This is a genomic window from Parendozoicomonas sp. Alg238-R29 (assembly GCF_947331445.1).
GTDB lineage: Bacteria > Pseudomonadota > Gammaproteobacteria > Pseudomonadales > Endozoicomonadaceae > Sansalvadorimonas.
Window position 1 is genome coordinate 19,517 of sequence record NZ_CAMZOG010000029.1, and the last position, 22,083, is coordinate 41,599.

The following is a 22,083-nucleotide window of genomic DNA, read 5'->3' on the forward strand; positions in this document are numbered from 1 at the left end:
CGGCCTCCTCTATCAGTGTTTGCTGCTATCAGAAAGTGCATCATCAACCGAGCCATGAATCTTGAAAATTTTATCCATACAAGTCAGATCAAAAAGGTCATGGACAGATTTCTGAGGGCCGGCCAGCTGAATCGCTCCATCTCCGCCAACCTGCTTTAGTGCAGCAACGATTGCCCCTAATCCGCTGCTATCCATAAAATCCACCTTGGATAAATCCACTATCAGATCTTTCTGCCCCTGCCCGATCAAGTCAAAGATATAATCCCGAAACGGTGTTGCGAGACTGGCATCAAGCCGTGACTCATCAACTTCTACAACAGTTTTATCTGCTTCCTGGCGATTACTGAATCCCATAGTGCTAACCTCCCTGGTACTCCAGCACAAGATACGTCACATCATCATCAAAAGTGTTGCAGTCCCGCCAGTCGCTCAGCTCTGACCAGACTTTGTCTATCATTTCTTTCATCGGCATCTGTCGCCCACCATAGAGTGCATCACGCAAGCGCTGATCGCCGTACTGCTCCCCTGTCGGATTTTCACACTCGGTAATACCATCGGAGTACATAAACAGCCGATCACCCTTTTTCAGGGTCAACTCAGAGAAACTCCAACTCATCCCCGGCATCATTCCTACAGGCAAACCAGTGTCCTTTATTGGGTGCAACTCGCCATCGGCAGGCCTGAGCCAAAGGGTTTCCGGATGACCAGCATGGGTCATTCTGACTTTGCCAGTCGGGGTATGAATAACTCCATAAATCATGGTGAAGTAAAGCATGGTTTCCGCAGTTGTCTGAAAACGCTGATTCAAGCTGGCAACAACATCCTCTGATGGCCGGACTTTATAGTAAGGAGGATTAGAAATTTGCTCCCGCAACATGGTGGTATGGGCATCCATATCCATCAGCAGGTTATTTAAGGTAAATGAAAACAATGCGGAAGGTATTCCATGTCCAGCCACATCCAGCTGGTAAAACATCACATGCTCATCATCCAGAGCATGGTAGCCAAACATATCACCACCAAGAATCTGGCTGGGCTGAAAGTGCCAGTCAAACCCAACCCCCTGTATCACTGCCGGTGGAGCCAGAAGGCTTTCCTGGGTTTTGGCCGCGGATTCCAGATCGCTTTCAACGGAAGTCAGAGTCTTGGCAAGCTGTTCGTTTTTCAGCTCAAGACTTTGTTCGAGGGAGATCACCCGTGCACCAGACTTCAGTCTCGCCTCAAGCTCCTGATAATCCACTGGCTTGCGGAGAAAATCATCAGCTCCCACCGAGAGACCTTTTACCGTGGCATCCCGATCTGTTTTACCGGTAAGAAGAATAAAATAGATATAACGCTGGAAGCGCCCATCACGAATGGCTTCGCACAAACTGATGCCATCCATATTAGGCATCATCCAATCACTGATCACTATGCTGATTTCACTGCGCTCAGTAAGAACCGCTAAGGCCTCAACACCATCCTCTGCCTGATGAACGGTGTGCCCAAGGCGGCGTATAACGGCAGATAATAATTTCCGCTGATCCCGGGCATCTTCAACAATCAGTACATCCATGTACAACCGACTTTTCTGACTGGGTAATGTTGAAGTTATAGCAGTGCGGGGGTGTCAGGCAGGCGTCACTGGAACGCAAGAGAGCAGGAAACCAACAGATTGAAGATTGCTTTATGAATGGCCGCCAACTTTATGGCGGCTCGAGCAATATTCAGTACTGTTTAAAAAATACTTTACTGCGCACTTTCTACCCCTGAGATCTGAGCAGGAATAGCACCGGCCAGATCAGCCGCAGAAATATCCAGGGTGCGCGTTGGAAAGGCCACATCAGCATTATGGCGATGGATAATATCGAGAATGTCGATCATCACCTGCTCTTTTACTTGATGGAAGCGTGCCCAGTCACAGGTTTTAGTGAAGCAGTAGATAAAGAAATCCAGTGAAGACGGCCCAAAACTATTGAAGTGCACCATAAGAATCTTGCTGGTATCAATCTCTTCATGGCTCACAAGATAGCTACGAACCTCTTCAAGAACAGCAGGCATGGCGCGGGCATCACTGTAGCGAAGACCAATCGTTTCCTTAATCCGACGATTTTCCATACGGGACGGGTTTTCTACAGAGATATTGCTAAACGTGGCATTTGGCACATAGAGAGGACGCTTATCAAAAGTTCGGATACGGGTCTGACGCCAACCCACATATTCTACTGTACCTTCAATATTTTTATCTGGAGAGCGAATCCAGTCTCCCACCTTAAAGGGGCGATCCAGATAGATCATCATGCCACCAAAAAAGTTGGCCAGTAAATCTTTGGCCGCGAAGCCTATAGCGATACCACCAATACCACCAAAAGCAAGAATACCGGAAATGCTATAGCCCATAGTTTGAAGAACAACCAAGGCCGAGGTGACGATGACAACAGCACGCAGCAGCTTACTGATAGCCATTGCCGTAGTCTCATCCACTTGAGAAGGGTCTGTCGAGCCAACATATTTGGCCTCTATTTCACGAATAAAACGAATGGCAGCCCAGGAAACAATAGTGACAATGGCAAGATCGTAAAGAGCCCCCATACCTTTAAGAATGGAAGCCTGAGACTCCTGCCGGGCAATATCTGCAGCCCACATCAATCCAACAACCCATACAAGGGCAATAGCAGGTTTTCTGGTGGCATGGAGCAATGCGTCATCCCAAACGTTGGCAGTTTTCTTCAGGCCTTGTTCCAGTCGCCCAAAAACAATCCGCACAACCAAATGCGCCACTGCCGTTAGCAGCAAGACAATAAACACCTGAAACACCCAGCTACCCTGGGCTGCGAACCATGCCTGAACGGCTTCTAATACATTGCTCATACTGCTTACCACAGTCTCTTAATCAATCGCCTTATGGAAAGTAAGCAAGGCTGGCATTGCTAACAACTACAAAGCTTGATAGCTGTTAATAATTTCAACTCTGCGAGTACTGGATTCCAGCTCTTTCCAGGATTGGGAGGAAGCCCCACGCATCTTCTCAAGTCGTTTTCTTCTGAGAGGGCTCTCAGGGAAATGAATCGCACCCTTTTCCAGCGCATTGACAACCTGATCAACACTTTCCGGGTTATTACACACAAGAATTGCGTCACACCCTGCCAGTAATGCTTTTTCAGAACGCTGAACAATATTACCGACCACACGGGCACCAGCCATACTCAAACAATCACTGAATATTGCGCCGTCAAAACCAATATCTTCGCGCAAAACATTCTGCAACCAGTATTCAGAAAACCCTGCAGGCTGCTCATCTGCGACAGAAAAGCACACATGTGCTGGCATAACAGCATCAAGCCCTTTTGAAACAAGGCTACGGTATGGCATCAGATCTTCTTCAATATCTTCCAGGGAGCGACGGTCAACGGGAAGACCAATATGAGAATCAACACCAATGCCACCATGGCCGGGAAAATGTTTCCCAACAGAAGCCATACCAGCCTCATGAAGCCCAGAGATAAAAGCAGCTGCAAGTTTGGAAATAATTTCGGGGTCAGCAGAAAAACCTCGATCGCCAATGACCCGACTGATGCCACGATCCAGATCAAGGATAGGAGAAAGGCCAAGATCTATTCCAGAAGCGCGAAGTTCGCTGGCAAGCAGCCACCCCGTATCACGAGCAAGATAAACAGCCTGGTGAGGATCTTTGTTCCACTGTTCACCGATGATTCCCATGGCCGGAACCCGGGTAAACCCATCACTGCGAAAACGTTGAACCCGACCACCTTCCTGATCTGTCATTATCAGGAGACCGGCGTTTATCGATCGAATTTCATCAACAAGGTCAACGAGTTGATTGCGGTTTTGAAAGTTCCGGGAAAAGAGAATAACCCCGACTACAGCCGGATGTATTAGAAGACATTTTTCTCTGTCCGACAGCGTTTGACCTTCCAGATCAAACACCAGCACCCCTTCAAGACAATCAGACATATAAGACCTCTGCACAGGCTTTTGGAAAGAGCTCAGGCTTGCCGCACTCACTGGTGAATGTTGACAATCATCCCGGAGTAGGTCAATGGATATAACTCAAGAAGGTCATCGCAATTCATCCGGATACAACCGTGGGAAAGAGGAACACCCATCGACTCTGAGTCAGGTGTTCCATGAATATAAATATAACGACGCTGGGTATCGACATCACCTGAACGATTAAATCCTGGTTCTTTACCACAGAGCCAGAGAATTCGTCCCAAAATCCAGTCCCTACCCGGCTGCTCACTGTGAAGCACTGGGGTCCAAATTTCACCGGTAAAACGACGCCCTTTCAGAACCGCTCGCGAAGGAAGGCCATCACCAATCCTTGCCCGGATATAATGTTTGCCCAGAGGGGTTTGCAGGCTGCCACTCAACTGCCCTGTTCCATTCAGACCGGTAGACACAGACCATTGCCGAACAACTTCTCCCATTTCAAGAGTCAGTAGCTGTTTGCCAATATCGACTGTGATCAACATTTACTTCTCCAGATCAGCAGGTTGCGGCGCACGCATGCCGGACACAAGGAAAGGAGCAAGACGTTTCAGGGTATCTTCAATACTGGCCGTTGTACCATTCTCAGCCTCACTGATAGCATTGAGGGTATCGAAATCCGACATTGTGAAAATAACGGAACCCATCATAAAGTTTATACGCCAGTACAATTCATTCTCCGGCAGGCCTGGTGCAACTTTGACCAACAAACGGAAATAGCGAGTAAAAACATGGCCATAAATAGCCTGCAAATGTTTGCGCAAATGCCCCTGAGCCTGAGCATAGGCTAAAGCCAGTAACCGCATAAAGACTTTTAGATCGTTTTGCCCTCTAGGCTTGACTCGCAGCACTTCAATAAAAAGCATGCTGATAAGCTCTTCCAGACTTGGCTCCTCACCAGTGCTTTCAATATGATCCAGGCGTTTACCTAAACCCTCAGCAAACGGATCAAGAAAACGTGTGAAGACGGCTTGAATAAGTACGTTTTTAGAGCCAAAGTGATAGTTCACTGCAGCCAGATTCACTTTTGCACGACTCGTAATAGTTCGAAGAGATGTTTCTGAAAACCCCTTTTCGGCAAACAGAGACTCTGCTGCATCCAGAATCCGTTCTACTGTGTCTGTTTGTGCCATTGGTTGCAACCTCACCCGAACAAAACAAATGTTTTAAACACATGCTTTATTCAAATACAGTTCCTGTCAAGCACAACCCCTTTATTCCCGCCTGATTTGATTCACAGTTTGTTGCAGAAACAAAAAAGCTGTATATAATCACAGGTACTGTATAAAAACACAGACAAATAAAACTATGATCAAGTTGACCAAAAGACAATCCGAGATTCTGGATGTCATCAAGAGTCACATTGATGAAACAGGCTTTCCTCCCACTCGAGCGGAAATTGCTCGAGAACTGGGTTTCCGGTCTGCCAACGCGGCGGAAGATCATTTAAAAGCGCTTGCCCGTAAAGGTGCTATTGAAATCATTCCCGGAACCTCCCGTGGAATACGCATTCCAGCGAATACTGCCAATGAACCTCAAGGGCAGACTACTGAATCTGGCCTCCCCATAGTTGGACAGGTGGCAGCCGGATCCCCTATCCTGGCTCAGGAGCATATCGAGAATCATTGCACTCTCGCCCCGGATTTCTTCCACCCCAAGGCTGACTATCTGCTCAGAGTAAAAGGTATGAGCATGAAAAATATTGGCATTATGGATGGAGATTTGCTGGCCGTACATAAAACCACAGATATCCATAATGGTCAGATTGTTGTTGCCCGTCTGGGAGATGAAGTAACAGTCAAACGTTTTGAGCGCAAGAAAAACATTGTCTGGCTTCATCCGGAAAACAGTGACTTTCAACCCATTAAAGTTGATCTGTCCCATGAACATTTGGAAATTGAAGGTTTGAGTGTCGGCGTTATTCGCCACTGATACCCACCCCGTACGGCAGGATTACACCATGCAGACTCAGAATACTCTCTTTGAAAACTGCTCCGATACCAAAGCACAACCTTCCACAATCACCATGGAAGAACGTATCAGTGAAGTTATCCTTCCGTCACTGGGGTTCAGCATGGCGGCACTGGTCGCCCCCATGCTGACACAACTAAGCAGAAGTGATGATCATCGTTGGCTTACCCTGGTTTGTGCAAACCTGCAGGCAAAAGATATAGCCCAGTGGCTGAAAACCACTGGCGTTGTTATTAATAACCTTCTTCTGCTAACGGCGGAAAATAATGAGGGCTGCCTGAATCTCAGCAATAAAGTTCTTGCTGCTGGCAACAGTCATACTGTTATCAACTGGACTCACGGTATAGACCAGAAAGCAATGGCACAACTCGAGCAGTCAGCTTCCGCCGGAGATTGTGCAGGTATCATTATCAGACAACGAAAAGGCTAAGGTTGAAGTGATTTACCACTCCTGCAACTGCCCTCGTATATCCTGCACCAGCTGACGCACAGAATTGATACTCTCAGCTTCATTTCCGCGACTTCCAGTTCCGGAAGAGCTTGCAATCACATTAACAGACTGAGCCTCAGACAACTCCACAGTTAACTGCGCCAGTCTGAGATCCTCAAAGACAGGGCCTAACCAGCCGTGCTCGACAAGGTTTCTTATCTGCTGAATACCACCGGAAAGCACATTGCGCTCCTTCAGTAGCTGTTCCGCCTCCACAAACTCCACGGGCCTACCAATTTGCACCAGACTGGCTTCCAACACCTCTCCAACAAGGCCGCTGACCACACCAGAAATATGGAAAAGAAAGGCCTGACGAAAACTTTCCCGACTGATTCCCTGCTCAGATTCCATAGCATTCAGTGCTGACTGCGCCATCACCAGTTTGCTATTAGTGAAACTCTGCAACTTCTCGCTCATGCCATACCCCTCTCCAAGTGCATGCAGAGTATCGCTATCGTGGAAAAATTTCAGCCTTTTAAACGACACAAATGAAACAACGGCCACGCATTTCTGCGTGGCCGTTATTGCAATCAGACAGGATCAGTTATTTCTTTTTACGCTTATCTCTGATGTCCCACTTTCCATCAACGTAAAAGGCTTGCCAGCCACTGGCCTTACCTTCTACTTCAGTCATAACATACTGCTGCTTGGTTTTACGACTATAACGCACCATTGCTGGATTCCCATCAGGATCTGAAACAGGCGCAGACATCAGGAAGTGATATTTCTTATCAATAGCATCTTTATGGGGCAGAAGCTCCTTTACCAATGGCGCACGAGTTTCCCGGTTCTTCGGAAATTTGCTGGCAGCCAGAAACAGTCCGGAAGCCCCATCACGAAGGATATAATGATCCTCAACCTTCACACACTGAAGCTCAGGCATTGGCACCGGATCCATCTTCGGCGGTGCCGCTTCGCCACTCTTGAGCAACTTGCGGGTATTCTTGCACTCTTCAGCAGTACAACCAAAGTACTTACCAAAGCGGCCAGACTTCAACTGCATATCCGCACCGCACTTGTCACATTCAATGACCGGACCTTCATAGCCCTTAATCTTGAACTGACCTTTTTCGATCTCATATCCAGAACAATCGGGATTGTTACCACAGATATGAATCTTTCTCTGTTCGTCCAGAAGGTAACTTTCCATAGCTGTTGAACAGATCGGGCAACGGTGCATGGCCCGCAACGCATTCACTTCTGCGTTTTCATCATCCGCGTGAATGGCCTCATCACCATGAACAAGGTTCATGGTTTTCTTGCAACGCTCTTTTGGCGGCAGAGAATAACCGGAACAACCCAGGAAAACCCCAGTACTAGCAGTACGGATCTGCATTGGACGAGCGCAATCTGTACATTCAATATCTGTCATCACAGGCTCATTGGCCCGCATGCCACCTTCTTTCTGCTCAGCCTGTTCCAACTTGCTTCTGAAATCCTTATAAAAACCATTTAGCAGGTTTTTCCAATCAGATTCCCCGTTCGCCACATGATCAAGATCCTCCTCCATATTGGCAGTAAAGTTGTAATCCAGCAGGTCATGGAAGTTTTCCACCAGCCGATCGGTGACAATATCCCCCATCTTTTCCGCATAGAAGCGACGGTTTTTCAGGGTGACGTAACCACGATCCTGGATAGTGGAGATGATGGAAGCATAAGTTGATGGACGACCAATTCCTTTCTTTTCCAGCTCGCGTACAAGGGCGGCTTCGGAAAAACGGGCAGGAGGCTTGGTAAATAGTTGACGGGGGTCGAGTTTCTGAAGATCGAGAATATCGCCCTCTTTCATCTCTGGCAAAATTACATCTTCTACCTTTCCGGAAACAGGGGGCAACACCTTGGTAAAACCATCAAACTTTAAGGTGCGACCACGAATTTTCAACTCAAAGTCACCAGCGTTCACAATAACACTGGTACTCAGGTAGCGAGCTGGGGGCATCTGACAAGCGACAAACTGGCGCCAAATCAACTCATACAGTCGCTCAGCATCACGTTCAAGACCTTTTACCTTTTTTGGCTCCGCCGCCACATTAGAAGGACGAATGGCCTCGTGAGCTTCCTGCGCTCCATCCTTGCTGGAATAAACCAGTGGATTGTCTGGCAGATAATCTTTCCCAAAATGGTCATCAATATAATCACGCACAACACCAACAGCTTCTGAGCTGAGATTGGTGGAGTCGGTACGCATGTAAGTAATGTGGCCGCCTTCATAGAGACGCTGAGCCAAGGTCATGGTTTTCTTAACCGAAAAACCCAAGCGGGTACTGGCAGCCTGCTGCAGGGTTGAAGTAATAAAAGGTGCAGGAGCCTTTGTTGTTGTTGGGCGGTCATCACGACTGGCAACATTAAAACTGGCAGATTTGAGCGCGGCGACTGCAGCGTTAGTTTGTTCTTCATTGCCAGGACGGAATTTCTCGCCCTTTTGCTTTTCAACCTGAAAACGCACTTTGCTGCCGCCAGTAGCATTCAGGTCTGCATAAACTTCCCAGAACTCTTCAGGAATGAACTTACGAATTTCCCGCTCACGCTCAACAATCAAACGTACCGCAACGGATTGTACACGCCCTGCAGATAATCCCCGGGCAATCTTTGCCCAGAGCAGTGGCGAAACCATATAACCCACAACCCGATCCAGAAAACGGCGAGCCTGCTGAGCATTCACACGATCAACATTCAGCTCACCAGGTTCTTTAAAAGCCTCTGTGATCGCGGCTTTGGTAATTTCGTTAAAGGTTACCCGACGATAAGCGGCAACACCTTCGCCAATAGTTTGCTGCAGATGCCAAGCTATAGCCTCCCCCTCACGATCCAAATCCGTTGCGAGATAAACAGTGTCGGCATTGGCTGCCAAGCGACGAAGCTCATCAACAACTTTTTCTTTCCCTGGAAGGATTTCGTACTTCGCCTTCCAGTCACGCTCGGGATCAACCCCCATACGCTCAATAAGTTGCTGGCGAGCTTTCTCTCTTTTGCGAATTTCTTTTTGTTCCGGGGAGAGTTTACGAGTCTCAGCCGCAGCCTTAGCCCTGGCTTTGGCATCAACGGGCTTGCGCTGGCCACCACTGACCGGGAGATCACGGATATGCCCAACACTGGACTTCACCACAAAATCCTTGCCCAGATATTTATTGATGGTTTTCGCCTTGGCAGGCGACTCCACAATAACCAGAGATTTACCCATAAACGATCAACTCACATCCTGTATTGTCACCCGTTCGGGCAAATGTCCGAGAGGGAGAATCAAAAAATTTGCACAACTATATATTTTTTACCGTGCCTGTGGTCAAGGTTCTTTTGCAAGAAACCTCCAAAAATAATGTATAGCCTACTCTTCGCACATCTATAAATTCACATTTGCATCCACCAAATACGGAAGATTACAAGAAGATTTTCTTATAGATTACACAGCTCTTTTCAAATCAGACAAGGTTTGAATAGTATTTTTATTTTCTTCCGCCAGCTGCTAGCGATTTAAAAAATACTCTCTGGCATCCCCACCATTCACGGATTCAAAAAGGCGACTCTTAAGTTCTTGCCTGTAGGGCTCAGTCTGGAAGCTCTCCCCCAGAAGCTCACCTATCGCGTCTTCATCAAAAAACAGATTACTAGCTTCTAAATTAAAGTTAACCACATCACCATCACAACTTTCATATCTCTCCCCACAAAGATGGTTAAACCTGCCCCTGACATGACCTACCCTTTCCCCTGTCTCTAATGTCTCAACAAAGAGTGGTAAGCTAGCAAGTCGTGCGTCATTGTATTTTTCTTTTAACTCCACGGTGATCTTCGCCCTCACTCCCTCCATGTCTTCACGCCCAAGACTGCTTTTCCACACCTGCAAGAACACTCATACCCCTGTTTCCCTGACCAACCCCTGACACTCACAGTTAAGAAGGCAATCAGTTTCTTGGCAAAGAAAACAGGCAGACACACAAAAGCCCACTGCCGAAGCAGCGGGCTAATTTTAATAGAGAAGAATAAGAGGGTTAAACCCGCTTAATCACACTCTCTCGATCACAGTCGCAATGCCCTGACCCAGACCGATGCACATGGTTGCCAGGCCCAGAGTCGCGCCCTGACCTTCCATGACATTCAGCAGAGTACCGGTAATACGAGCACCAGAACAACCCAGCGGGTGCCCCAGAGCAATAGCGCCACCGTTCAGGTTGACCTTGTCTTCCATGCGATCAAGGATTTTCAGTTCCTTCATAACCGCCAGACCCTGCGCAGCGAAAGCTTCGTTCAGCTCGAAGATATCAATATCATTGATATCCAGACCTGCACGCTTCAGAGCCTTTTGAGTAGCAGGAACAGGACCACGTCCCATCACAGCCGCTTCACAGCCAGCCACAGCCATGCTGCGAACCTTGGCGCGAATGTTCAGACCCAGGGCCTGAGCACGCTCTGCAGACATAACCAGCAGTGCAGACGCACCGTCCGACAAGGCAGAGGATGTACCAGCCGTCACGGTACCATTCTTGGGATCAAACACTGGGCGCAGGCCCTGCAGACCTTCCAGAGTCGTTTCCGGACGAATCACTTCATCAACGGTGCACTTGACCTTAAAGCCTTCGGCATTGTGACCTTCAATGGCAATGATCTCGTTATCCCAACGACCTTCCTGAGTCGCTTCCCAGGCTTTCTGGTGGGAACGCACACCGAACTCATCCTGCATCTGACGGTTGATACCGTTCATCTGGCCCAGCATTTCCGCAGTCAGGCCCATCATGTTGGACGCCTTGGCGTAGTGCTTGGAACCTTCAGGGTTCAGGTCAATGCCGTGGTCCATTTTTACGTGGCCCATGTGCTCAACACCACCCACTACGAACACATCACCGTTACCGGTCATGATGCCCTGAGCAGCCGTGTGCAGTGCCTGCATGGAAGAACCACACAAACGGTTGACTGTCTGGGCCGCCACAGTGCGTGGAATACCCGCCAGCATGGCCGCATTACGGGCAATGTTCATGCCCTGCTCTTTGGTCTGGTTTACACAGCCCCAGATCACATCTTCAATTTCCGCCGGATTCAGAGCGTCATTACGCTGCATCAGCGCAATCATCAGCTCGGCAGACAGCTTCTCTGAACGAACATTGCGGAACATACCGTTTTTAGAGCGACCCATCGGGGTACGCACTGCATCAACAATAACCGCGTCTCTTGGATTCAGACTCATTTTTATTGCTCCTAAATTCTTCAAGACTATTAGTAGAAAGTCTTGCCTTCAGCGGCCATCTTGCGCAGGTTCTCGGTCGGCGCGTACAGCGCACCAAGGTCAGCGTATTTGTCGCACAGGTCAACGAAGTTCTGCAGACCCATTTCCTCGATGTAGCGAATCGCACCACCACGGAATGGAGGGAAGCCAACACCGAAGATCAAGCCCATGTCGGCATCTGCTGGCGTCTCAACAATCTTGTCTTCCAGGCAGCGCACAACTTCCAGGCACATAGGAATCATGCAGCGGGCGATGATCTCTTCAGCATCAAAGTCTTTAGACTCAGCGGAGACAGGCGCGATCAGCTCGTAAGCGGCCTGATCAACAACCTTCTTGGGCTTGCCGCGCTTGTCAGTTTCGTACTTGTAGAAACCAACACCGTTCTTCTGACCATAACGCTCGTTTTCGAACATCACGTCCATGGCACTCTTGAAGTCACGGCTCATGCGCTCAGGGAAACCTTCCGCCATCACACCTTCAGCATGAACACCGGTATCAATACCGACAACGTCCATCAGGTAAGCGGGGCCCATAGGCCAGCCAAACTTTTCCATAACCTTGTCGACTTTCTGGAAGTCAGCACCATCGCGGAGCAGACCGGCAAAGCCACCAAAGTACGGGAACAGAACGCGGTTCACCAAAAAGCCCGGGCAGTCGTTTACGACAACCGGAGTCTTACCCATCTGCTTGGCGTACTTAACCGTGGTTGCGATAGTCTCTTCGCTGGACTTCTCACCACGGATAACTTCCACCAGCGGCATCATATGCACAGGATTGAAGAAGTGCATACCACAGAAATCTTCAGGGCGCTCAAGAGCTTCCGCCAGCTTTGTGATGGAGATTGTAGAGGTATTAGAGGTCAGAACAGTGCCAGGCTTCACTTGCTTCTCAGCTTCGGCCAGAACGGCGTGCTTAACCTTGATGTTTTCAACAACCGCTTCCACAACAACGTCGACAGATTCAAAATCGCCATAAGACAGAGTGGGCTTGATGGCGTTCAGAACATCGCCCATTTTGCCCGCATCCATCTTCTTGCGATCAACGCGCTTGGTCAGCAGTTTCTTGGCTTCATTCAGACCCAGATCGATACCGGCCTGATTGATGTCTTTCATGATGATTGGCGTGCCTTTCAGAGCGGACTGGTAAGCAATACCGCCACCCATGATGCCAGCACCCAGAACAGCCGCCTGTTCAACCTTGCCAGCTTTCGCTTCAAAGTCTTTAGCAGTCTTCTTCAGGGCCTGGTCGTTCAGGAACAAACCAACCAGGTTTTGTGCAACGCTGGTTTTTGCCATCTTGGCGAAGCCTTTGGCTTCGATGCGGATAGCATCATCACGCTTCTTGCCGGCATGCTTCTGAATGGTCTTGATAGCCGTGACAGGAGCGGGATAGTTCGGGCCAGCCTTGCCAGCAACGAAACCGATAGCGGAATTGAACGCCATCATCTGTTCCATCATAGGCAGCTTGATGCCTTCCAGCTTCTCCTGACGCTTGGCTTTGTAGTCCAGCTCGCCAGCGATAGAGCGCTTAACCACATCAATGGCAGCTTCAAACAGCTTCTCAGGTTCAACAACCGCATCAACCGCGCCGATTTTCAGCGCTGCATCAGGGCGATTTTCAGTACCACCACAAATCCACTCAACCGCATTGTCGCAACCCACCAGGCGGCTCAGGCGAACAGTACCACCGAAGCCCGGGAAGATACCCAGTTTGACTTCTGGCAGACCAACCTTGGCTTTGGTAGACATAACCCGGTAGTCCGCTGCCAGACACATTTCAAAACCACCGCCCAGCGCGATGCCATTAATGGCAACAGCAGTAGGAACCGGCAGGTCTTCGAAAGCACTGAAGATAGCGTTGGTGGCTACAGTGCCCTCAACCAGCTCTTCTTCGGGCAATGCGAACATTTCCGTGAATTCGGTAATGTCAGCACCAACAATAAATACATCTTTGGAACTGGTAACAACAACACCTTTAACGTCACCATTGCCGTTAAGCGATTCAGTCGCTTCTTTGAGCTCCTGAAGTGTGGCTCGGTTAAATTTGTTGACTGACTCCCCCTGCAGGTTGAAGTCGAGCTGAGCAATACCATCGTCCAGTAGTTTTACTGTGATGGCCTGACCGTCATAGATCATAGAACAACCTCTACTCGGTTGATTTATATGGCTTTTTCAAAACCACAAATTCTAAATATTTCATTCTGGGGAACTGTGGGGGGAACTTTGCGTTTTCATCCCACGTCCCGATGTTGCGGGGAGAATTAAAACGCTTGTTTGAACCTAGTGCAAGTATAAATGCTTATTGAGGTGTTTTGACTACGGATTAGGCGGGTAGCCCAGCAGGTTTAGCGCTGGGCATTCTTGATGGTGAATGCTTTACCTCCCCCTCTCCTGCCTGGCATCATATCCGGCAAGATCGGCTCAAGTTGTTCGATCACTCTTTGCAGCTCCTTTCTGTCCTCACGTGACTTTGCACAACATCCAGACCAGGCCTCCACGCTCTGAATTCCCAGCAGCCCTTTGAAGAATCTAACGAACCAGACAGAGTGACTAACCGTTCAGGGACGCCCTGAAAACCCATGAAAAAATAAAGGTTCTGATGTTATAGCCTGCTGCGACTTTATCACGACCTTCCGTGGATTCAGCACTCAGCACTCAGCACTGGAGTTATCAATCATGGACAGAAGAGATATAGAGCAATCTCGTCACAGTGGAAATAATCAAGCCATCCTATTTTCAGAGCCCCCCGGGCCAGTAGAATGCAGTCCTGATACAAGGCGTCTACCTACAAGAAAAAGACCTATCGAACAGCCCGGTATTAGGCAAAAGCGCATATGCGAGATATCTGTTGCTTCCCAAATGGAAGTAGACCCAGTAACGCCTCCCTCGCCGGAACCCCTCATCCCCAAGTGGGAAAAGCTAATCAGTGATACGTTTTATATTGAGACCGACCAAGACTATCAAAATCTTCTGAACCTCTGTGCCAATAAGCACCCCGAAGCTCCCGTGTTCCTGATTCGACACCCCAATGACTTTGATGACCACAAACTGCTGCGGCAGGTCATCCTTCCTGAAAGCGATGAAGGTGGAGAGCAGCAGGAGCAGGAAGGGCTCATTTACAGTGAGAAGGAACTTGTTCTGCTCATTGATACCCGTCAAATGGGAGCTGGGAATCTTGCAGAGCTTAATGAACTGTTTGATCAGGTTCCGACCTTCCAGGGACGAGCACTTGGAAAAAAGTGCAAGTGCGTCGTCATGGTTAATAAAGATATGCATATCGAGCTGGGAGGCAGTAGCACCGGTAAAGCCAGAGGGGACTTTTGGAGGCGGCAGTGCAAGTCGACCCATTCCTGGACTCTGGACGGGATGGACACTCAAGCGCCCCTGAAAGACATCCCGGTTCTGGAAACCACGCAGCAGATAACCCAAAACGACTGGATTATTGATTTTCAATTCTGCCCCGACTGGAGAGCTCTTCTTTTTGGTAAAGCACTTATTAATGCAGGTGGCAAGGCAATCTACCAGCCTGGAGTCCTTCATGGAGTGGAAAATCAAGAGACTCAACGGAAAGTTGTTCTCAAGAATGCACCCTGGGGAAATCCTGATTTTGAACTGGCCATTATGGAACTGCGCCATAAAGGTTACTTCGTGGCCAACGGAAGACAGATATCAACCGGATCACTCAATCTTCATCAACTGGATGACAAAAACCGGACAACAAGCCAGCCCCACACATTCTTTCAATGGGGTGAACCGGCTGATGCCTCGATGTTTATCATCAATGAAGACAATTTTGAGGAGTGTCTGGCCACCGCAGCTGTGATTAATAACAGGGGCATTATTTATGACACACTCGCCGATATCCTTCAGAATCATTCTGGGCTGCGGGTGTCGTCAAAGTTATCGGAAGAGCAGTGGCATCGCCTTGAACAAAGGATCGGAAAACTGCAACAGAAAAGGCGACTGTCTGGCCCGGTAAAAGTCTGTACAGACGCGCCAGCTGAACAGCCTCTTTCTATCAGGGACCAGCCCCATGAGCAGATGCACGAGCAGATGCTTAAGCAGGTTGCAGTTTACAGGGTGGACTTTCCACACCATGAGACAGAGCAACTCTGCCACAATATTATGCAGAAACAAAAGCAAGAGCCATTCCTGCTGACGATTACACCCGATCTTTCACTCCATGACATTGTCGGTGATATCAACATTGCGTCTATTCGTCGACGAACATTTGAGACAAAAGCCTCAGGATTCTATCAGGCTCTCCAGTGTGGACAGCCCATCATTATTAATAACCTGACCTGTAATCAAAAGCTTCAAAACCAGCTGGAAGGACTTTTGCAACGCCCCTGCTGCCTGATTATCAACGGCAAACGTTACAGTTTTCCAAAAGCCCAAATTTATGTCATCAGAGCAAATAGCAGAGCTTTCCAATCCCCAGTGTGGACCAGGCTTCCAACATCCAACCGTGTTATTTCCCAGTGGAGCGAGACACTGCTGGACCAATACGGGCTTGATAAAACGGTTAACAGCAAGCAGTGTCTGCAGTTAAACACGTTTCTTGAATGCTTCCATACCGTGTCATCCAGCTCAAGACGGCTCTGGCCCTTCCCTCATCCACAATACTGTCCGGCTGTGCTGAAGAAAGTCCTGAAATATGCTCTCCATGAGCAAGAACTCTGGCAGTTGGATACTCTGACGCAGGAGTGTTGGCGTCAAGCTATCAAGGTTGCCATCATCAACGAGTATCAAGGCCATGATGAGGTATACGCATTTCTACAGCAGATGCTTGATCTGCATTTTCCACCAGACCCATCCTCAGGATTTCCCGAACCATCAACACCCTGGGTTGACCAAACCTGTCTGAAAGCCTTTCTTCAACAACACAACTATGAGATTGATCTGGACATCCTGAAAAGCCACTTCTGGCAACTCTCCAGAGCTGTCAACCAGTGGCCAGCACCGGCTACATACCCAAACAAAGATTTCACCAGGACACACCTGTATATACCCATTGCCCGGGCGTTGGTGGCCTGTTGCCCGGAGGTATCCCGGAAGCTGTTAAGCCAACGTTTACGACTGTCCAATCTGCATAAAAGTTTGCCACCGGACTTTGATCGCGCCCAGTGTGCGCAATCCATTCAATACAGGAAAACCCAACGATACAACGCCACACAACAGCCCGAAGCGATGGAGGATGATAACTCTAACTCAGGTCTTCATTCCCTGGTTGACGACCTGCAGCGCACCTCAATCAGCAATCCTGCTCTCTGGGAAAAGGTGCGCGAACGGGAACTGATGCAGGCACTGGATGTCAACAATATTGTTGTCCTCAAAGGTGAGGCAGGCTCAGGGAAATCTTATACGGCCAATGTCGTTGCCTCAAAATTGGCAGGCAATACGACCCCTGTCATTATTAACCCAGGCCCTCAGTCGAACCAGTCGACCCTGCTGCGCAGCCAGAAGGCTGTGCATGTCGCCACGTTGAATGAGCGTTCTGTGCAGGCGTTGAATGAGAGCTATGGTAATGATGTTGTCCAGGCTCTGTATCAGCTGATTCATGATGAGTGTGACAGCGAAAACACCATGGATGAGGATGAATACCTCACCATTGAGCTCACCCCCGCATGCAAGAGCAGGATAAAAAAACGCTTTCCTCTCAATGGTGAGGAAATCATCTCCCTGTTGAAAAAATACAGTGATATAAAAACCGTGACTGTTGAAGGCCCTATTCTGCAATGGGCCAGACAATCAGTAGCAAAAGGTGAAAGCTGTATTCTGATTATTGATGAAGCCAATCTTGCACCTCCTGAGCTATGGGCTATTTTTCAGGGGCTCGCCAGCACTCCCCCTTATATCACCTATAAAGGGGAACGTGTTGTGATCACCAGACAGCATAAAGTCATCATGACCGGGAACACAGAAAAAGCACCGGGCAGATCACTTCCAGCCTCTCTGCGCCACCAGGCCGTGACACTGTTTTATCAACCTCTACCTCGACACGTTCTCCAACACAGTGTTTTGGGAAAGAGTCTGACTCCTCTGTTTGAGCAATCCTCCCATCCTGGTGGGCAGAAAGAGAGGGCTATTGAACAGATTCTGCTGCTATGGGAGCAGTATCAGGTATTACTTCCAGATCATGAACTGACAGCAAGGGATCTCCATGAGATCTGTGACTTGCTGACTCTGTGGCTGCAAAACGGAAAGACATGCGTTTCAGATCAGGTTTTAAGCGAGCTGATCTGGAAGGCTTGCCATGAAACCCTGGCTGGAGGACTGCCCCCTGACAGACAAAAACTGGATAGCCTGTACATCTGGTATCAAATCCATGGTGGTATCTGCGCAGCAGATGCAGCCCCAAATATTGAGCAACAGGTTTATCAACTGACTGAGCAGGAGTTTGATCAGTTTTACCGGTCGCTCCCGTTCAGCTCAACCTTTACCTTCGAGGGGGAAGCAACTCGGGCTCTGGCCAAAAAATACTGGCAGGTGATGAAAAAAAACCTGTCAGAGGTACGAAAAAACCAATTGATGCCAGGAAAACACGCCTTGCTGGTTGAAGGACCGCCAGGGCGTGGGAAAGATGAGCTATGGCGGCATATCCATAATCACATGGTCATTAAAGAGCAGAATCACCGCTCTTACATTCACATGAATGCCGGGCTGAGCCACTGGGATGATCTGAAAGAGATCGTCAGAGAAGCGGCGGAGTCTGGAAATATTGTTGTGATCTCTGAGGTAAACAGGATCCCCAGCCAGTATCTCGAAGAATTCAATGACCTTTTAACCGGACATGCACACCCCGGATTTCTTTTGATAGGTACGATAAACCCCCATGAGTTTGCCGGACGAGAGGTGTTCTCTCCTGCTCTCTACAGCCGTTTTGTTCGACACAGAATTGGGGATTACAGCGACAGTGATTTACTGAGAATTGCCAAAAACAGAACTCAACTGGATGAGACGCTTGCCACATCAGTGACCCGGCAACACTGCACTCTTCGAGCAATGGCGATAAAGTCCGGTTGCCTTGCTCTTCCCTGTACCAGCGATCTTGTTTCGTTATTGGAGCATCTCTCCCGGCTCGTGCACTGCACGGACGAAGATGTGCAGATTTTGTTCCAAAAACAGTATCACCCCTACCTACTGATGGCAGGCGTCGCCCAAAGCGATTTAACAAGGGCTGAAGAGATGGATACTGACGAGACTGATGATGACCCGGCGTCATCAACATGCCAGCCTGCATTGTTAAAAACACTCTACCACTGCTTCCCAAAATCCGGCCCGATTTATATGACTTACGGCCAGCCAGAATCCTATGACAAAGCAACAGGCCAGCTACGTATCGGCTGCGGTCTCAACCCGGAGCAGGCATTCATTCGAGCCACCGCAGTTATTATTGAAGGCCTTTGGAAAGAGTCACGAATGCCTACCGAATTTCCTCAACGGGGAGATACTCTGGCCAGGGCTGTTCTGGCCTACTGGAAGCAATCCTTTGCCCAGTCATTACTGCTCACGGCTCCCCTGACAGAAACTCAGAAACTGGCCATCATCTCACATTTTTCACCAACACTTATTGAACAGAAAACCCTGAACAGGGGAGACAACCAGCCCATCCTTCTTCAGGTAAAAAAACAACTTGCAGATATTGCTTTCAAACCCTCACTGGCTATTTATCGCGAAGTTCTTGTTATTCTGGCGACGCCGATCAAAGAGGAATGGCCAACGAGCTGCCAAACCACCACTGATATCGGCCCACTTCCTTCAGAACCCCAAAGGACAGAAAGAACCTCCCTGGCTCTGCCTTCAGGAGCCCAAAGGAGAGAACAGATATCCCTCGCTCTGCCTTCTGCAGACGATACCCGCAGCTATACAGTCACGCCTTATTATAAAGGGCTGGCGGCAGCAGATAATCGGGTAAAGATTCTTATACCGGATTTCGATAATGAGGATGAGACTCTCTTTTATAAAGTGAACCCCCTCAGTGAATGTGGTTACAGTGATGTTGAGTACACAGAACTCACAGACACAACTCTTGTACACCCTCCCCAGGTTCAGGGGCGGAAGGCAGTCCCTCTGGGGGATAACCAGTGGCATATTTTACCGGGGCTGGCAAACCACCCTCAAACCCGAATAGTCTGCATAAGAGTGACTCCCGCATGCAGATTTGAACTTGTTCAGGATCGAAGAACTGGCCTGTTCTTGATAAAACTATGGGGTGGCGACTTACCGGGTGCCCAACAGAGAGAAGATTATCATGTCGACTTTCTGATAGAGCCGGAACCTTCCCGTTTTATCGTTGATAATGAACAGCTCTTTCTGGAAAATTCCGTGTCGCCAGCAGTCTGGGTCAATCATCACATGAACGCGCTATGTGATGAGTGGAAAAAGGAAAAAAACGAACGTTATGAATCTTTCTTAGAACTCAGCTATTGCCGCGATTATCCGCTAGAAGACAAACTTACGATTATAGAGACATTTTTGCAGTCATTCGAAACAGAGTGCGACATATGCGTCGGCACGTGTAAAGACACAATAAAAGCGTTGTTTTTGTACAGACCATATGCCCCGCAGCAGAAAAGGTTCGCTTTCTGGCTACTCGCAACCTGGTTTGGTATTCCAGCCCGAATCACTGATAGTGAAGCTGGTACCGGGCGTATTGAAATTTCAGAGAATGGAGGTTTTACCTGGCGTTCCATTAACCTGCAAGGTGTTGTTAAAAACCCCAGCAAGATCGTTGAGGAAAAGCCGGACTTTCCGGACATACCCCTTCACAACTCCTTGGAAGCAATTGGTTTTTCGCCAGACCACACTGCGGAAGTTGTCGCCAAATGGCTGACATATCCGCCTAGTCACCCAAAATACCGCTATTTGATAGAAACATTCTGCCAAAGTACCTCCGCAGTTATTGCTGTCGATGGCAGCCTGACAGTGCGGGAAGTACAGCGCTGGCTGGAGGAGTACTGGTCTTACTGTACAGATACCGAGCGCAAACAATTGTTTATCGTTAGTTTTTTTAGGTATCTCGACCAAAGGGCTACTCAAGAAAATTCTGAGGAAATCTGGAGCATTCACCGCACCTTGACACATTTTGTTGTACAAAAAAAATGGCTCCCCGCAGACTTCCTGATGTCTCCGGTGCACTGCGTCAATGTGCTTATGAAACATGCTCACGACGTTCAGCTGCAAAGAAATATGGTTCATTACTACGAAGGGATACTCACCAAAGAAATACGCCAGAACAAAGGCCTCGAGATAAAACCAAATCATCGTACACCGCCTCTCCAGAGACTGTACGAGGCTACCTGGAAAAAGCTCCACCATGTGGAATCCACTCCCCTGAATCGGCAGTTGATGGGAGAGGTGCCCGATATAGGTTACAGGATGACACCGCCAGGCAAGCTGAACCTGGAGCGCATGATCCAGCAGCAGTCTCCCTTTCAGATCAGCAAGTCTAAGCCTGTTCTACGCCCTGCCATGATTATTGCACCTGTTCATGAGCTCATGCATACATTCAAAGGGTGCTTGAGTAGAAAACTGCAATCCCCTGATTATAACGGTCTGACAACCTGGGAACTTCCTCCGGGACATATTTTAAAAAGTGATGTGATGGGTGACTTCTATTTTCCATACATCTGGAAAGCATTTGCTCACTATCTTTACACGAAAGCCAAAGGAAAAAACAACAGTGTCAAACTGCTTTTTCCAACAGTTCAAGATCGAAGTTACACCCGATATGATTTCACTGATATAAGCCCCTTCTCTTTCAGGCTCAAAAAACCTGGATGGTTCAAAACTGCAAACTTCGAAGAGTTCTTTACCTTAATATCAAACCCTGAATATTTCTCCATTGAATGCAAGAGCGCCCTGATGCAGGAGCATCTGGCATCCCAGGCCTTTAACCAGCAGAACCTGTGCCTTCTGGGAGAACAGTCCATTAAAAAGGCTTTTAGCGGTTGGCTGGAAGCTATAGATAGAGAAGACGTGATCGCCTTTCTGGAACAGCAGGCAGAATGGATAGAGTACAAAGATAAAAGTCACAAGAAAGCCAGCAGGCTGGCGGAACACTACCGCTCGGGATTTGCAAGACAGCTCGAACTGGATCGCGAATTCGGAAAGCCGGAAAAGGCAACAAACCGGATGGGGGCTAATGACCCTGGCGGAATCATTGAGGATGTTCATCAACTCAGCGCCCCCAATGGGTTTTATAACTGAACGCTGTGCAGAAAATGCTTTTATGCCCTGAAAATATAAGTATTCATCGGAAAATGATGAGCCAAGTCACACACAGCGTACGGTTTTGTTTTAGACTGGAGGCAGATTCGGCGTGGTACACTCGAGAGGGCTACTCGGACAGGAGCAGGAATAGACAGGAGCAGGAATGGAGTAGATTCAAGCCAGTTCTCAAGGAATCATATGTG

At 48.6% G+C, this 22,083-nt stretch carries 14 protein-coding genes; 3 read left to right on the forward strand and 11 right to left on the reverse strand.

Annotated elements, in window-relative coordinates:
* Nucleotides 1-12: 12 nt before the first annotated feature.
* From QMA35_RS09330 to QMA35_RS09355, 6 genes are all read right to left on the reverse strand, one after another.
* Entirely contained in the window at nucleotides 13-354 is a 342-nt protein-coding gene (locus tag QMA35_RS09330) for an STAS domain-containing protein (RefSeq protein ID WP_281646876.1), read from the reverse strand.
* A gap of 4 nt (nucleotides 355-358) precedes the next feature.
* Nucleotides 359-1,555 carry a SpoIIE family protein phosphatase gene (locus QMA35_RS09335; RefSeq protein ID WP_281646877.1) on the reverse strand — a complete coding sequence of 399 codons (1,197 nt, stop codon included), beginning with the start codon at nucleotides 1,553-1,555 and terminating at the stop codon, nucleotides 359-361.
* Nucleotides 1,556-1,728: 173 nt separating this feature from the next.
* The gene (locus QMA35_RS09340) at nucleotides 1,729-2,850 is read right to left on the reverse strand and encodes a mechanosensitive ion channel family protein (protein ID WP_281646878.1); all 1,122 of its coding nucleotides are present in this window, start codon (nucleotides 2,848-2,850) and stop codon (nucleotides 1,729-1,731) included.
* A 66-nt stretch (nucleotides 2,851-2,916) separates the two neighbouring features.
* Nucleotides 2,917-3,954, reverse strand: a complete 1,038-nt coding sequence (gene nagZ, locus QMA35_RS09345) for a beta-N-acetylhexosaminidase (protein ID WP_281646879.1) — start codon at nucleotides 3,952-3,954, stop codon at nucleotides 2,917-2,919.
* Between the two features lie 47 nt (nucleotides 3,955-4,001).
* Nucleotides 4,002-4,475, reverse strand: coding sequence for a L,D-transpeptidase (locus tag QMA35_RS09350; protein ID WP_281646880.1), 474 nt, complete (start codon nucleotides 4,473-4,475; stop codon nucleotides 4,002-4,004).
* Nucleotides 4,476-5,123, reverse strand: a complete 648-nt coding sequence (locus tag QMA35_RS09355) for a TetR/AcrR family transcriptional regulator (protein WP_281646881.1) — start codon at nucleotides 5,121-5,123, stop codon at nucleotides 4,476-4,478. It abuts the gene before it with no gap.
* A gap of 175 nt (nucleotides 5,124-5,298) precedes the next feature.
* Here QMA35_RS09355 and lexA point away from each other — a divergent pair, with 175 nt between their 5' ends.
* Together lexA and QMA35_RS09365 are read left to right on the forward strand one after the other, a co-directional pair.
* A complete protein-coding gene (gene lexA, locus QMA35_RS09360; protein ID WP_281646882.1) occupies nucleotides 5,299-5,922 on the forward strand; it encodes a transcriptional repressor LexA in 624 nt (207 codons plus the stop codon).
* A gap of 28 nt (nucleotides 5,923-5,950) precedes the next feature.
* Entirely contained in the window at nucleotides 5,951-6,391 is a 441-nt protein-coding gene (locus QMA35_RS09365; protein ID WP_281646883.1) for a SulA-like leucine-rich domain-containing protein, read from the forward strand.
* A gap of 12 nt (nucleotides 6,392-6,403) precedes the next feature.
* Here QMA35_RS09365 and QMA35_RS09370 read toward each other — a convergent pair whose 3' ends face one another.
* The 5 genes from QMA35_RS09370 to fadB all read right to left on the reverse strand — a co-directional run bounded on the left by QMA35_RS09370 (nucleotide 6,404) and on the right by fadB (nucleotide 13,801).
* Nucleotides 6,404-6,868, reverse strand: coding sequence for a hypothetical protein (locus QMA35_RS09370; protein ID WP_281646884.1), 465 nt, complete (start codon nucleotides 6,866-6,868; stop codon nucleotides 6,404-6,406).
* A 127-nt stretch (nucleotides 6,869-6,995) separates the two neighbouring features.
* Entirely contained in the window at nucleotides 6,996-9,632 is a 2,637-nt protein-coding gene (gene topA / locus QMA35_RS09375; protein ID WP_281646885.1) for a type I DNA topoisomerase, read from the reverse strand.
* A gap of 282 nt (nucleotides 9,633-9,914) precedes the next feature.
* Nucleotides 9,915-10,298 (reverse strand): hypothetical protein, encoded by a 384-nt coding sequence (locus QMA35_RS09380; protein WP_281646886.1) that lies wholly within the window; start codon nucleotides 10,296-10,298, stop codon nucleotides 9,915-9,917.
* Nucleotides 10,299-10,451: 153 nt separating this feature from the next.
* Nucleotides 10,452-11,627 (reverse strand): acetyl-CoA C-acyltransferase FadA, encoded by a 1,176-nt coding sequence (gene fadA, locus QMA35_RS09385; protein WP_281646887.1) that lies wholly within the window; start codon nucleotides 11,625-11,627, stop codon nucleotides 10,452-10,454.
* 29 nt (nucleotides 11,628-11,656) lie between these two features.
* Nucleotides 11,657-13,801, reverse strand: a complete 2,145-nt coding sequence (fadB, locus tag QMA35_RS09390) for a fatty acid oxidation complex subunit alpha FadB (protein ID WP_281646888.1) — start codon at nucleotides 13,799-13,801, stop codon at nucleotides 11,657-11,659.
* Nucleotides 13,802-14,524: 723 nt separating this feature from the next.
* Between fadB and QMA35_RS09395 the strand changes: the two genes are divergently transcribed.
* On the forward strand, nucleotides 14,525-21,877 hold the full coding sequence (locus QMA35_RS09395) for an AAA family ATPase (protein WP_281646889.1): 7,353 nt from the start codon (nucleotides 14,525-14,527) through the stop codon (nucleotides 21,875-21,877).
* The last annotated feature ends 206 nt before the right edge of the window (nucleotides 21,878-22,083 follow it).